This window comes from Longimicrobium sp. (assembly GCA_036389135.1).
In the GTDB taxonomy this organism is placed as follows: Bacteria; Gemmatimonadota; Gemmatimonadetes; order Longimicrobiales; family Longimicrobiaceae; genus Longimicrobium.
In genome coordinates, this window is the sequence record DASVQP010000029.1 from 116,406 (window position 1) to 130,258 (window position 13,853).

Sequence of the window (13,853 nt, forward strand, 5' to 3'; positions counted from 1 at the left end):
GCGGTTGCGTCCCCCGCCGCCAGGGCACGGGTGTCGCTTCGAGGAGCGTGCGCAGTCCGCGCACTTCGACCTCGCCACCGGCACCCATCATGGACGCCTTCCTCCAGGACCTGCGCTTCGCCATCCGGTCGCTGAGCCGTGCTCCGGCGTTCGCACTGGCCGCCGTGGCGACGCTGGCGCTGGGGATAGGCGCCAACACCGCCGTCTTCTCGCTGACCAACGCCGTCTTCCTGCGCCCGCTCCCGGCGGAGCGCCCGCAGGAGCTGGTGCGCTTGCTGGCGAACGAGCGCGGGGCGCCCGGCGCCTCCAATCCGCTTTCGTACCCCGACTACCTGGACGTCGCCGCGCTGCGGGGGGTGTTCGCCGGGGTGGCCGCATCCGGCCGGGCGGAGGTGGAGCGCGCCAGCGGCGCCCCCACGCGCGGGCAGCTGGTGAGCGGCAACTACTTCACGGTGCTTGGGGTGCGACCGGCGGTCGGGCGCGCGCTCCTGCCGTCCGACGACGTGGCCGGAGCGAAGCCGGTGGCCGTCGTCTCGCACGACCTGTGGACGCGGGAGCTGGGGGGCGGCGGCGACGTGGTGGGCTCCGAGCTGAGGCTAAACGGCCAGGCGTTCACGGTGGTGGGAGTGGCGCCCGCCTCCTTCCGCGGCACCGACGTGGAGATCGCGCCCGACGTGTGGGTGCCGCTGGCGCAGCAGCCGCTCCTGCGCGGCGCGGCGGCCGGGGCCCCATCGCTCCTGGCGCAACGTGGGTCCCACTGGCTCTTCCCTATCGCCCGCCTGGCGCCCGGCGTGACGCGTGACCAGGCGTCGAGCGCGCTGCGGGTGCTCTCCGCCCGCCTCGGAGCCGCGTACCCGGAGACGAACCGGGAAGTGCGCTTCCGCGCGATCCCGGGCGGGACGCTGGTGAGCGCCGCATCGTCGCCGGAGGTGCTCGTCGTCTTCATCCTGTTGTCCGTGGTGGTGGCGGCGGTGCTCGCCATCGCGTGCGCCAACGTGGCCAACCTCCTCCTTGCGCGCGCCGCGTCGCGCCGGCGCGAGATCGCCATCCGGGTATCGGTCGGCGCTTCCCGCGGAAGGCTGGTGCGGCAGCTTCTGACCGAGAGCGTGCTCCTGGCGCTCCTGGGTGGAGCGGCGGGGCTGGCGCTCGCGCGTGCGGCGTCGCGCCTTTTCCGCCTGCTGGAGCTCCCCCCCACGCTCGACTTCTCGACGGACGGGCGGGTGCTGGCCCATTCGCTGGCCATGTCTCTCGCCACGGGGATCCTCTTCGGTCTGGCGCCCGCCCTCGCCGCCGCGCGGGGCGACACGCAGTCCGCGCTGCGCGACGGGGGCGCCGGCACCGGACGGTCGCCGTCGCGGCTGCGCGGTGCGCTGACGGTGGCGCAGGTGGCGCTCTCGCTCGCGCTGCTGGTGATGGCGGGGCTCCTCCTGCGCTCGGTTTGGGCTCTGCAGGCCGCCCCCACGCCGTACGACGAGCCCCGCATCGCCACCGCGCACGTGGAAATGCGGGTGGCGGAGGGCGATACGGCGGCGGCGCGGGCGGCGCTGCTGCGGCTGCTGGAGGCGGTCCGCCGCACGCCGGGGGTGGAGGCCGCCGCCTTCACGCAGCTCGTGCCGATGGGGGGCAGCCGCGTGGAAGAGCCGTTCTCCGTGCCGGGCGCCGCCGGTGGCTCGCGCTCGCTGGACGTGAACGTGGTGTCGGGCGACTACTTCGCCACCATGGGGATGCGGGCATCGGCGGGGCGCACCTTTGAGCCGCGGGATCGCGCCGGCGGTGCCCCCGTCGCGGTGGTGAGCCGCGCGCTCGCACGCTCTTTGTGGCCGGGGCAGAACCCCATCGGCAAACGGCTGCGGGCGGAGCGGGAGGGGCGCGGTGTGGTGGAGGTGGTGGGGGTGGTGGACGACGTGAGCTACGCTCGCCACGCCGGACTCCGGCCCCTGGTCTACCTGCCGTGGGAGCAGTCGATCGATGTGGGTGTGGCGCTCCAGGTCCGCGCGCGTGGCGATGCGGCGCAGGTGGTGGAGCCGGTGCGCCGCGCTGCCCGGGTGGCGGGGGTGGAGCTCGTCGCCGCGCGCACGCTGTCGCAGATGCGCCGTGACGCGGCGTTCCCGCAGCGGCTCACCGGCACGCTCCTCTCCATCTTTGGCGCGGTGGCGCTGGCGCTGGCGTCGGTGGGGGTGTACGGGGTGGTGGCGTACGGTGTGGCGCAGCGCACCCGCGAGATCGGCGTGCGCATCGCGCTGGGTGCGCGCCCGGGCGACGTGAGCGCGATGGTGGTGGCGGGGGGCGCGCGCCTGGCGGCGATCGGCGTCGCGGTGGGGGTCGCGATCGCGCTGGGCGCATCACAACTCCTCTCCACGCTGCTGTTCGGCGTGGGTGCGGCCGATCCGCTGACGTACGGAGGAGTGGCCGCGCTTCTCCTCGGGATGACGCTGCTGGCCACCTGGATTCCGGCCCGCCGCGCGAGCCGCGTGGATCCCATGGTCGCGCTGAGGTCCGAGTAACGCAGGGTACGGCAGGTCTCACACAGAGACACAGAGGGGAACAGCAAGACAGCAGAAGGGGTTCTCTGCGGCTTGTAGTTCCCTCTGCGCTCTCTGTGTGATGGGTTTTTCTGTTCAGCCGCCTCGCCCCACCCGCGCCGCCGCAACCTGCTCCTGTACAAGTACATCACCGCTTGCTAGCTTTGGGAACAGATGAATCGGCTCATCTCGGGCGCTCCGGGCCCAGAGATCCGTCATGGTTCCTGTCCACCGTGCGCCCTCCTCTCCCGGCGCGCCGCTACCGAGTTCCAGACGTGACCCTTGCGACGAAGCGTCCCGCCCTCGTGGCCTTGCTGGCCGCGGCCGCGATCAATGCGGCGTGCGGCGACAACCCCACCGCGCCGAAGCTCGACCCCGGACTCACCATAACGGCGGGGGCGGGAACCGCCGACTCCGTGCAGGCCACGCCGGCCCAGGCGCTCACCGTCCTGGTAGTCGGCGCCAACGGGAAGCCGGCATCCGGCACACCGGTGACCTTCCAGTCGGTGAACCTCGGGCAGGTCGGGATTCCTTCGATGCTGGCCGGCCCGGCCGCCGGCGGCGTGTTCGCTCCTGTCATAACGGATACGACCGACGCAGAGGGCGTCGCCGCCGTGCGGGTGCGGTTCGGCACCGTCGCGGGGAGCGGGAAGCTCACCGTGAGCGTGCCGTCGCTCGGATACCAGGACACCGCCCGGTATACCGTCACCCCCGGGGCCCCCGCGCGCGTCGTCATGGCCCCGCGCGACACCTTCGTGTTGATGGACGCCTCGGTCACCCTGCGTCCGAGCATCACCGATCGTCTTGGCAACGTGCGCCCGGACGCTCCCACGCTCACGGCTTCGGCCGGGGTGACGGTCTCGGGGAATACGGTCACGACGCCGAATTTCGGCTCGCACCGCGTGCGTGCCGAGTTCCCGGGCCTCTCCCCCGACAGCGCCGCCATCGTCGCCCTGCCGCGCGGGCGCATCGCCGGCACGACGGCCGCGTACGTCCGCACCCTGGTGATGATGGACCTGGACGGGGGCAATCGCACGACCGTCAGCCTCCCCGCCCCCATCTCCCGGCTCGACTGGGCGCCGGACGGCAGGATCGTAGCGGGCGCGGGGGAGATCAGCGGAAAGCAGACTCTCTACGCCGTTTCCAGCACCGGCCAGGTGACCCCGTTGTATCCCGATTCCACCACGGACAGCCGGGGCTACCCGGTCTTCTCCGGGGACGGGCGGTATCTGTTTTTCCTCGGCCGCCCCGCCGGTGGTTTCAGCTACAGCTCCAGGGTCTGGCGCGCCAACGCGGACGGAACCAACCCCCAACCGACCTCGATCGTGATGGAAGAGATCTGGGGCACCGCGTATGGCCCGTCCCCCGACGGGAGCCGGGTGGCGTACCTCAACTCCTCCTTCAACCTGTCGATGAGCCAGGCGACCATGCTCACCGAGTCCCGGATGGCGAGCTGGAGCTGGTCGCCGCTGGGTGACCTGGTCGCGTTCAACAGCAACAGCGTGACGGGCGTAGTGAAGCCCGACGGAACCGGGCAGCGCATCTTCTCATCTACCTTCACCGGCGTCGGCGACCAGAACATCGACTGGTCCGGCGACGGCAAGTACATCGTGTTCCGCACGTCGGGCAGCAAGATGGTGATACTGGAGGTGGCGACGGGCGCCCGCGCCGTGCTCCCGTTCCCCGGCGAAACCTCGCTGGGCACCCTCAAATAGGCACGAGGATGCGGAGCGCCTGCCGTTCGGTTCGTCAGCCGCCCGGTTCTTCCGCCACGCCGCGGTAGCCGAACGCGAATACGATCGCCACGAGCCCGATGAGGAGCACGCCGTACGCCGCCGCGCCGCCGAAGTCGAAGGCGCGGAGCTGCGAGAGCATCTCGACGGCGATGGGGCGCGTGCGGTGCGTGTACAGGAGGATGGAGGCCACGAACTCGCCCAGCGCCGTGACGAAGGCGAGCAGCGCTCCCGCCGCGATCCCCGGCATCACGCGCGGCAGCACGACGCGGCGCAGCGCGGTGGCGCGGGATGCGCCGAGCGAGGCGGCGGCTTCCTCCAGCGCGGGGTCGAGCTGGCGAAAGGAGCCGAGCGCCGCCCGCGTCACCAGCGGGATGTTGCGGACGAAGTAGGCCAGCGGGAGGATGGCGAACGTCCCCACCAGCACGAACTGGCCGGTGAGCGGCCGGTGCACGCTGAAGGTGGAGGCGAGCGCCACGGCCAGAACCGTCCCCGGCAGCGCCCACGGCAGCGTCACCAGCGCGGAGACGACCCAGCGGCTGCGCGCGCGCGAACGGGCCAGGTAGTAGCCGGCGGCCATGGCGAACACCACGTTGGCGAATGTGGCGACGCTCGCCATCGCCAGGGAGTTGAGGACGGGGCGAAGGCGCTGCGGATCGGTGAAGAGCGCGCCGTACGCCGCGGGCGAGTAGACGGGGGGGAGCGTCTCGATCGTCCACGTTCCCTCCGGGACGAAGGAGACCAGGAGCACGGTGGCGTGCGGGAGGAGGAGGAAGCCGACCAGCGCCGTGCCCAGCAGCGTGATCCCCCATCCGCCGCGCCCGCGTGCGGCCGGCGCGGCGCCCAGCCCCTTGGACGCGCCGGTGTACTCGCGCGCCGCCTCCCACCGCTGCAGCACCACCAGGAAGAGGAGCGATGCCGCGGCCAGCACCACGGCCTCCACCGCCACCAGCCCCGACTCGCCGTTCAGCTTGCTGGCGTAGAGCTGCGTGGTGAGCACGCGGAAGCCCCCGCCGAAGACGTACGGCGCGCTGAACGATCCCATCGACGTCATGAACACCAGCAGCGCCGCCCCGCCGATCGCCGGCGCCAGCATGGGTAGGGTGACGCGCCGCATCGTCGTCCAACGCCCCGCCCCCAGCGCCGCGGCGGCCTCCGCGTACCCGCCGTCCAGCCGCGCAAGCCCCGCCGCGGTAAAGAGGTAGAAGTACACGTACATGGTGTACGCGTGCACCAGCAGCACCGCCACCGGCCCGCTCAGCCGCCAGGGCGGCGCCGCCATCCCCAGCAACGCCTGCAACGAGCGCGTCAGCAACCCGCTCTCGCCGTACAGAAAGAGGAAGGAGATGGTGCCCACCAGCGGCGGCAGCAGCACGGGGAGCGCCGCCAGCGCGCCCAGCGCCTTGCGCCCCGGGAAGTCGCGCCGCGCGAATAGGAAGGCGAGCGGGATTCCGATCGCTCCCGAGAGGACGACGCTGGCCAGCGAGATCCACACGCTGTTCCACAGCGCCTGCAGCTCCGATCCGCTTCCGAAGAACCGCCTGTAGTGCTCCGTCGTAGCCCGGCCGCCGTCCAGGAAGCTGTCGCCCAGCACCCACACGTTCGGGTACAGCACCAGCCACACGAGGATGACGATCACCGGCGCCGCCAGCATCCATCCGCCGGGGGCGCGCGTGCGTGTCCTGCCGCGCTCCACCGGGATGGGGAGTGGGGCGGGGAGTTGGGTGCTCACGAGGGGCCCCGGAGGCTCTTCGCCATGAGGATGTCCGGCTTGCCGGGTCCGTTCGCATCCGGGATCACGCCGGTGACTTCGAAGCCCATGCGCTGGTAGAAGGCGAACGGGTGGCCGCCCAGGTCGCGAAGCTCGCGGAGCTTGTCCAGCACGCCCGGGTAGAGGCCGGCGCCGCCGAGCGTGGTGCGGTTGTTCTCGTCGTCCGTGCCGAGCGTCAGCGTGAAGGCCCCGGCCGCGCGCGCCTGGTTCGCGAGCTCCTCCACCAGCGCGCGTCCGATGCCGCGTCCGCGCAGGTCGCGCCGCACCACCATCGGGTGCAGCTCCCAAACGCGCCCCCGGTATGCGCGGATGCCGCCGATCCACCCCGCCACGCGTCCGTCCTCGTCGCGCGCAACCCATGCACTGCGGTCGCCGACGGTGCACTCGCGCGCCTCCTCCAGCGCCGATTCCAGGTCCGGCCAGGCATCCGGCCAGTCCTCGCGGAACCCGTCCACCAGCAGCTCCGCCGCCTCGCGCAGCGCCGCCTCGTCGTCCGCGCGCAGCGGCTCGATGCGGATGCTCACGCGGGGTACGCGACGGCCGATGCGCCGGCGGCGAGCGTCAGCCGCACGGGCTGGCCCGGAGATGCGTCCGCGGGGCCACCCTGCACCAGCGCCTCGCTCCCGTCCGCGAACCCGACGCGGTAAAAGGTGGCCGAGCCGGCGAAGCGGCGGTGCAGGACGTGTCCATCGAGCGCATCGCCCTCCGGCGCGCCCGCGACGCTCATCGCCTCCGGCCGCACCATCAGCCGCACAGCGGCCCCCTGGCCCGCCCCGTCCGCGCGCACCGCCCGCCAGCGCTGCCCCGACTCCAGCCGGCAGAGCAGCATCCCGCCCTCCTCCGATTCCACCGTGGCGGGGAAGAAGTTGGCGCGGCCCAGGAACGACGCGACGAACGGGTTGGCGGGGCGCGCGTACAGCTCCTCCGGCGTGCCGAGCTGCTGGAGCCTGCCGCCGTTCAGCACGGCGATGCGATCGGAAAGGGCGAAGGCCTCCTCCTGGTCGTGCGTCACGAACACCGCCGTCATCCCCAGCTCCTTGAGGAGCGCGCGAATCTCGGTGCGGGTGCGCTCGCGCAGGGCGGCATCCAGGTTGGAGAGCGGCTCGTCGAGGAGGAGGAGGGGCGGCTCGGGGGCCAGCGCACGCGCGAGGGCCACGCGCTGCTGCTGGCCGCCGGAGAGCTCCTGCACCTTGCGCCGCTCGTATCCCGCCAGCTCCACCCGCTCCAGCGCTCTCGACACCCGAGCATCCACGTCGCGCCCGCCGCGCGCGCGCAGTCCGAACGCCACGTTCTCCCCCACGTCCATGTGCGGAAAGAGCGCGTAGTTCTGGAAGACCATCCCCACGTCCCTCCGCTGCGGTGGCAGGGCGGTGACGTCGCGCCCGTTCACCCACACCTGCCCCGAGGTGGGATGCTCGAAGCCGGCGACCATCCTCAGCGTGGTCGTCTTGCCGCACCCGCTGGGCCCTAGAAGCGTGAGGAACTCCCCCGCCGCCACCTCCAGCGACACGTCGTCCACCGCGGTGGTGTCGCCGAAGCGGCGGGATAGGGAGTCGAGGCGGAGCATGAAAAGCAGGGATCAGGGATTAGGGATTAGGGATCAGGAACAGCGTATCGGGGGGCACAAAGATCGGGGAGTGGGCGATGTTGCGGTTACCAATCCCCAGTCCCTGATCCCTATTCCCTATCAGTTCCCCTTCCCCCGCACGTGCTCGTCCCAGTGCCGCATCCACTCCGGCGAGCGCTGCTGCAGGCGCGCCCAGTTCATGGGCTCGGGCTTGATCTGGGCGCGGGCCTGGCGCAGGCGCTCGGGGAGCGAATCGGCCGGGATGTCCGTGCGGGCGGGGAGGCGGGCGAATTCGCGCGCGGCGGCCAGCACCGCCGGGGTGCCGCCCACGAACTCGGCGAACTCCTGCGCCCGCTTCGCGTTCGGCGCGCCGCGCACCACCGCAACCGCGTCCACCAGCAACGGCGTGCCGCTGCGTGGAAAGACGTAGGCGATGGGGTACTTGCCGCGCAGCGCGTCGATGTCCGGCATGTCCCACAGCGTGATCAGACCTTCCTGGCGCGCCAGCTTCTGGTAGAGGAGCGTGGGGTTCAGGACGTAGTCCTTGGTCTGCGCATCGAGCCGGCGGAGCCACTGGAAGCCCTGCGCCGTGTCGCCGGTGGCGCGTACGCTGCGGTCCACGATCATCCCGAAGATGGTGCGCATGGTGCCGCTTGCCATTGGATCGCGGATCAGCACCTTGCCCTTCCACTTCGGGTCCAGCACCTCGTCCCAGTCCTTAGGCGCGTCTGCCGCGGAGACGATGGCGGAGTTGTACGCGATCACCTCCGGCGTCACGTAAGTGCCGTACCAGTAGCCCCTTGGGTCTTTTGCGTCGGCGGGGAGGCCGGCGGCCCAGGTGGGGGTGAAGCGCGCAAGGAGGGAGTCGCGCGCCGCGTCCTCGAACGTGCCCGCGGGAGCGCCCCACCACACGTCCGCCTGCGGGTTCGCGCGCTCGCTGCGAAGCCGGTCCAGCACCTCCTGCGAGCCCATGTCCACCGTCTGCACGTCCACTTCGGGGTGCAGCGCCTCGTACCGCTTCTCGAACGCCTGCAGCATGTCGCGTCCGTGCGGCGAGTACACGGTCAGCGTCTCGCGCCCATCCCCGCACCCGGCGAGGAGGACGGCGGCGAGCGCGGCGGTGCGTCGGGTCATCAGGCTCATCGTGTAGGTGCGCATCATGGGGCTCCGTTGCCGGCTGTCCCCTGCTTCCCCAACGCCAGCAGGTTCGCGAACAACCGCCACGCACCCGGCACCCCCTCCGGAAGCTGTCGAAAGAAAGCCAGGCCAGTGTAGACGTACGTCCCCTGGCCCACCTTTGCGGCCAGCAGGCCGCCTCGCAGCGGCTCCGCGCCCGGGTCGCCCGTCTCCAGAAGCGGGGTGTAGCGCGGGTCCCACGTCTCCGCGAAGTACAGGCCGCGCTCCTGCTCCCATCCCGCGAAGTCCGCGTCGGTGATGCGGTTGGGCGTCGTGAACACCGGGTGCGACGGCTCCAGGAGGCGAACCGGCGCGTTCTCGTCGGTTACGCGGCCGTGCGGTCGGGCCATCGTGAGGGGATACGGTGCGAAGTTGCCCTCGATCAGCTCGTATTTGTTGTACTGCACGACCAACGTCCCCCCGCGCCGCACCCAATCCAGCAGCCGGGCGTTGTGCCGTGCGAGGTCCGGGCGCACCTCGTAGGCGCGGCTCCCGGCCACGATCACGTCGAAGCGGTTCAGGTCGCCGCCGGCCAGCGCATCCTCGTCGATGAGCGTGGGGCGGATGCCGAGCTGCGCGAGAACGCCGGGGCCTTCCTCGCCCGCCCCTTCGATGTAGCCCACCCGCAGCCCCGCGGGGACGCGCACGTCAAAGGCGCGCACCAGCGTAGCGGCGTCCGAGTACAGCGGGCGCGCGCGGACGTGGGTGTAGTCCACCATCTGCACCGCGCGGGTGAAGCGGCGGCCGTCCGCGGCCTGGAAGACGGCGGACGTGGGGTAGTCGCCGGCGCGGAGGGCGGCGGGAGCGCGGACCGTGAACTCGGCCTCCTTCACCTCGCCGGGGGCGGCAAAGGTCACGGGGAGCGAGGCGGGCTGCGCCGTCCACCCCGCCGGAAGCTCCAGCCGCAGCGTCCCGCCGATGCCGCCGGGTGCCTCGCTCGCCAGGTCCACGCGCAGTCGAAAGGTGCGCTCGCCGGAGAGCGGGAGGATGCGCACCGCGCGCTCCGTCCGCACCGAGACGGCGGGGACGACCATCACCGGACGGCGCAGCTCGCCCTGGCGCAGGTCGACTTCGCGAAAGGTGGCCTCGCGCTCCATCGCCAGCCCGGCGCCCGCCACCGTCACGCGGGCCGAGACGCGCACGGGGTCGGCGTCAAAGGGCTCGGATGCGGCGGAATCGCCGGCGGGCCACGAGTACAGGTCGCCCTGGCGCGGGCGGCGCAGGAAGTACGGCTCGGTGACCGCCGCGTTGGCCGGGATGCTCACCCGGAAGCGGCGCGTCAGGATGGTGCCCGCCTCCAGCGGCGCGGTCGGCAACGGCGCCGCCGCCTCCGCCATCCATCCGGCGGGAAGGCGCGGCTGCAGCTCCGCGACCGTCACGCGCTCCCGTCCGCCGTTCCAGAGCGAAAGGTCCAGCGTGAACGTCTGCCCCGGAACCATGCGCGCATCGTCGGAGATGCCGTCCAGCACCAGGCCGGCAGCGCGCGCGAGGGCATCCTCGGCATCCCGCATCTCGGCGGCGCGGCGGAAAGCGTCCGGCTCGGTGGATGCACCCGCCGAGCGGAGCGCCTGGAGCGCGGACGCAAGCAGCCCCACCATGGGATCGCCCGTCGAGCCCCGGTCGATCGTCCCCGGGTTCAGAGCGACACGCGTGCCGAGGAGGAGCGTCTCGTAGCGCGTAAGGGCGCGGTTCTCACCGGCCACCGTGGTGTCGATCCCCTCCCACATCGACCGCTCCGGCCCCGTGGGCGCCGGGAGGATGCGCCGCAGGTAGCCCCAGCGCGGCCCGGCGGTCTCCGGCCGACCCATGTCCTGCGAGCGGTGGCGCGAGCGGCTCGCCATCGCCAACTGGAAGGGGGAGCGGCCGATCAGCGGGTCCAGGTTGCCGATGGCGAGGCGCACCGTGGCGTTGGTGGAATCGCCGCGCAGCGACTGGTACAGCTTGGCGGTGCGGTGCGGGCGCAGGCCGGCCGCGATCTGCTCCGGGAAGCGTGCCGGGTCAGCTGCGGCGGCGAAGGCCTCGCGCGCCATGATGCCGGAGACCTGGTGGTGGCCGTGGCCGTCGCGTGGAGTGCCGCTGAAGACGGGGATGATGACGTCCGGGCGGAAGCGGCGCACCACGTACACCACGTCGCGCAGCACCTCGTCGCGCGGCCAGTGGCGGAACGTCTCCTCGGCGTTGCGCGAGAAGCCGAAGTCGTAGGCGCGGGTGAAGAATTGCCGCGCGCCATCCACCCGGCGGGCGGCCAGCAGCTCCTCGGTGCGCAGCAGCCCGAGCGCTTCGTGCAGCTCGGGGCCGATGCCGTTCTGCCCCCCCTCGCCGCGGGTGAGCGACAGGTACGCCACGTCCGCGCCCTGCTCCAGCGCGAGCGCGGCCAGGAGCTGGGTGTCTTCGTCGTCGGGGTGGGCGCCCACCATCAGCACGCGCTTGGCGACGCCCAGCCTGCGCAGCGAGAGCCCCAGCCCCGCCGCGCCGCCGTACTCCGCGGCGGGCTGGGCGGCGGCTTGCTCCACGTTCGCGCAGAGCATCGATGTGGCCGCCAGCACGGCGGCGAAGGTGCGAGTACGCATGGGTTGGGAAGGTAGGCATCGTGCGAGCGCGCACAAGTGCCCCGGCGTCCAGCATCCTCGATCTGCGAACCTCCTGAACCGCAAGCCTCACGCGGAGACGCGGGGACGCAGAAGGAACTGCAGGAAAGCTCACACAGAGGCCACAGAGGGGAACTGCAAGCCACAGAAAAACCTTTCTTGCTGTTCTCTCTGTTGCTCTGTGGCTCTGTGTGAGATCTGTTCATCTTTTCTCTCCTGCGTCTCTGCGCCTCTGCGTGAGACCAGCCGTTAGATATCATTGTTGGGGGCTCGGAGACCAGGTACAATTCCGCCGCCTCGACCAGGGAAAGGATCATGGCACTCAACGACGACGCAGCGTGAACCTCGTCCTCTTCGGCGTGCTGGCGTATGTGGGCTTCCAGTTCGCCGTGGGTATGTACGTGTCTCGCCGCATCCGTACGGAGACGGACTACCTGATCGCGGGGCGCAGCCTGGGGTACGGGCTCGCCATCTTCACCATCTTCGCCACCTGGTTCGGAGCGGAGACGACGATCGGGGCGGCGGGCGCCATCTACCGCGACGGGCTGGGCGGCGGCACGGCGGACCCGTTCGGCTACGCCGCGTGCCTCCTGGTGATGGGGCTGGTCTTCGCGGTCCCCCTCTGGAGGCGCGAGCTGACCACGCTGGCGGACCTCTTCCGCCAGCGCTATTCACCGGGGGTGGAGCGGCTGGCCGTGGTGCTCATGGTCCCCACTTCGCTGCTGTGGGCCGCCGCGCAGATCCGCGCCTTCGGGCAGGTGCTCAGCGGCGCATCGGGCGCCGAGGTCACGGCCATGATCACCCTGGCCGCGGCCATCGTGATCGCGTACACGGCATTCGGCGGGATGCTGGCGGACGCGTGGACGGACCTGGTGCAGGGGATCGCGCTGATGATCGGGCTGGCGGTGCTCTTCTTCGTGGTGCTGGCGGACACGGGGCTCGAGCCGCTCCGGCAGATCCCGGCGGAGCGGCTCCGTCTCTTCGGCGGGCCCGGCACGCCGCTCCTGGCCACGGTGGAGGCGTGGGCGGTGCCGTTGTGCGGCTCGGTGCTGGCCGCGGAGCTGGTGCAGCGCATCATCGCCACGCGCACGCCGCAGATCGCCCGCAACTCGTCGCTGGTGGCGGCGGGGATGTACCTCCTCTTCGGGATGATCCCGGTCACGCTGGGGCTGATGGGCCCGGCGCTCGTCCCCGGCCTGGAGCACCCGGAGCAGATCCTCCCCCGCGTCGCTGCGCAGTACCTCCCCGGGCTGCTGTACGTGATCTTCGCCGGCGCCCTCGTCTCCGCCATCCTCTCCACCGTGGACAGCGCGCTGCTGGTGGCGTCCGGCCTCCTGTCGCACAACCTGATCGTGCCGCTGTGGCCGGAGATGAAGGAGGAGCAAAAGGTGCGCGTGGCGCGCTGGGGCGTGGCGCTCCTGGGCGCGGTGGCATACGTGATGGCGCTGTACGCGGAGGGCGTGTACGCGCTGGTGGAGGAGGCGTCGTCGTTCGGGAGCGCGGGGATCTTTGTGACGCTGGTGATCGGCCTTTTCTCGCGCTATGGCGGTGCGGTGAGCGCGGCGGCGTCGCTGCTGGCGGGTGTCGGCTCGTGGGTGCTGGGGGCGTACGTGCTGGGGCTGCCGTATCCCTACCTCGTCTCCCTTGCAGCGGCGCTGCTCGCGTACGTGGCGGGCGCGCTGGTGGATGGTGCCCGCGCACGGGCGAGCGCCGTGTCTCCGGCGGGCGCCTGACGCGGGGCGGGGCTCCGGCTTGTCTCACGCAGAGGCGCAGAGACGCAGGGAAGAGAACAACGCAGAAAGCATCACACAGAGGCCACAGAAGGAACTGAAAGCCACAGAGAAAGCGTTTTGCGGTTCTCTCTGTGGCTCTGTGTCTCTGTGTGAGCCATGCAGTCGCAGTTCTCTCCCGCGTCTCTGCGCCTTCGCGTGAGACTTCCGCCAAAGGGGTTGACAACCCGCAATCCCCCGTTTACACTCTGCGTCTCACGGGAGTCGCGTCCCGATGTCACCCTGGCTCCGAGCTCGCCGTTGCGGCGGGCAGGGAGCCGACGATGCAGCGCATGGCGCAGCTCGGCAGGGACATCGGCGGCGCGATTTTTGTTTTCAGGAACCTGCGTGCGCACGTTTGGCGCGAACGATACGGAAAGGGAAGAAAGCTTTCGATGACCCAGCTCCTCCACCTCACCAGCAATCCGGCCCCGGCACAGCCGCGGGGTGTCGCGCGGGCGTGTGCCCATCGCGCAGGGGGTGAGGCGCATCCATACACCATCCGCGGTATTCGCGGCGGGTCGCGGGGTGTGGGGATGACGCAGGATAGCGTGCGACAGGAAGGAAGCGATCGATTCGGTCGCGAACATTGCAGCGCGGGAAGTCCCGGGGGCGGCGCCAGAGGCGCTTAGCCAGTCCGGAGCTTCACAGGGAGCGATCCACGTCGCCCCGCCCGCGCACTTTGCCGGGCGGGGCGATCTGCATTCAGGAACCCGGGACCCAGGAG

Annotated in this window: 8 protein-coding genes; 3 read left to right on the top strand and 5 right to left on the bottom strand. The window is 71.5% G+C overall.

The features are described 5' to 3' along the window. Positions 1–89: 89 nt before the first annotated feature. Both VF584_06930 and VF584_06935 read left to right on the top strand, forming a co-directional pair. The gene (locus tag VF584_06930) at positions 90–2,504 is read left to right on the top strand and encodes an ABC transporter permease (protein HEX8209906.1); all 2,415 of its coding nucleotides are present in this window, start codon (positions 90–92) and stop codon (positions 2,502–2,504) included. Positions 2,505–2,797: 293 nt separating this feature from the next. Then, positions 2,798–4,237: a hypothetical protein gene (locus VF584_06935; protein HEX8209907.1), complete on the top strand. Its 1,440-nt coding sequence runs from the start codon at positions 2,798–2,800 to the stop codon at positions 4,235–4,237. A 34-nt stretch (positions 4,238–4,271) separates the two neighbouring features. Here the strand turns inward: VF584_06935 and VF584_06940 are convergent, their stop codons facing one another. The 5 genes from VF584_06940 to VF584_06960 form a co-directional block, all read right to left on the bottom strand. Next, entirely contained in the window at positions 4,272–5,987 is a 1,716-nt protein-coding gene (locus VF584_06940) for an iron ABC transporter permease (GenBank protein HEX8209908.1), read from the bottom strand. Then, complete coding sequence (locus VF584_06945) at positions 5,984–6,550, bottom strand: GNAT family N-acetyltransferase (GenBank protein ID HEX8209909.1); 567 nt, start codon at positions 6,548–6,550, stop codon at positions 5,984–5,986. Before VF584_06945 ends, VF584_06940 begins: the two co-directional genes overlap by 4 nt. Next, a complete protein-coding gene (locus VF584_06950) occupies positions 6,547–7,593 on the bottom strand; it encodes an ABC transporter ATP-binding protein (GenBank protein HEX8209910.1) in 1,047 nt (348 codons plus the stop codon). The genes VF584_06945 and VF584_06950 overlap by 4 nt, the downstream gene beginning before the upstream one ends. Before the next feature lie 120 nt (positions 7,594–7,713). Beyond that, a complete protein-coding gene (locus tag VF584_06955; GenBank protein ID HEX8209911.1) occupies positions 7,714–8,754 on the bottom strand; it encodes an extracellular solute-binding protein in 1,041 nt (346 codons plus the stop codon). Next, the gene (locus VF584_06960) at positions 8,751–11,339 is read right to left on the bottom strand and encodes a PIG-L family deacetylase (protein HEX8209912.1); all 2,589 of its coding nucleotides are present in this window, start codon (positions 11,337–11,339) and stop codon (positions 8,751–8,753) included. Before VF584_06960 ends, VF584_06955 begins: the two co-directional genes overlap by 4 nt. A 356-nt stretch (positions 11,340–11,695) precedes the next feature. Here VF584_06960 and VF584_06965 point away from each other — a divergent pair, with 356 nt between their 5' ends. Then, positions 11,696–13,090, top strand: a complete 1,395-nt coding sequence (locus VF584_06965; protein ID HEX8209913.1) for a sodium:solute symporter family protein — start codon at positions 11,696–11,698, stop codon at positions 13,088–13,090. The last annotated feature ends 763 nt before the right edge of the window (positions 13,091–13,853 follow it).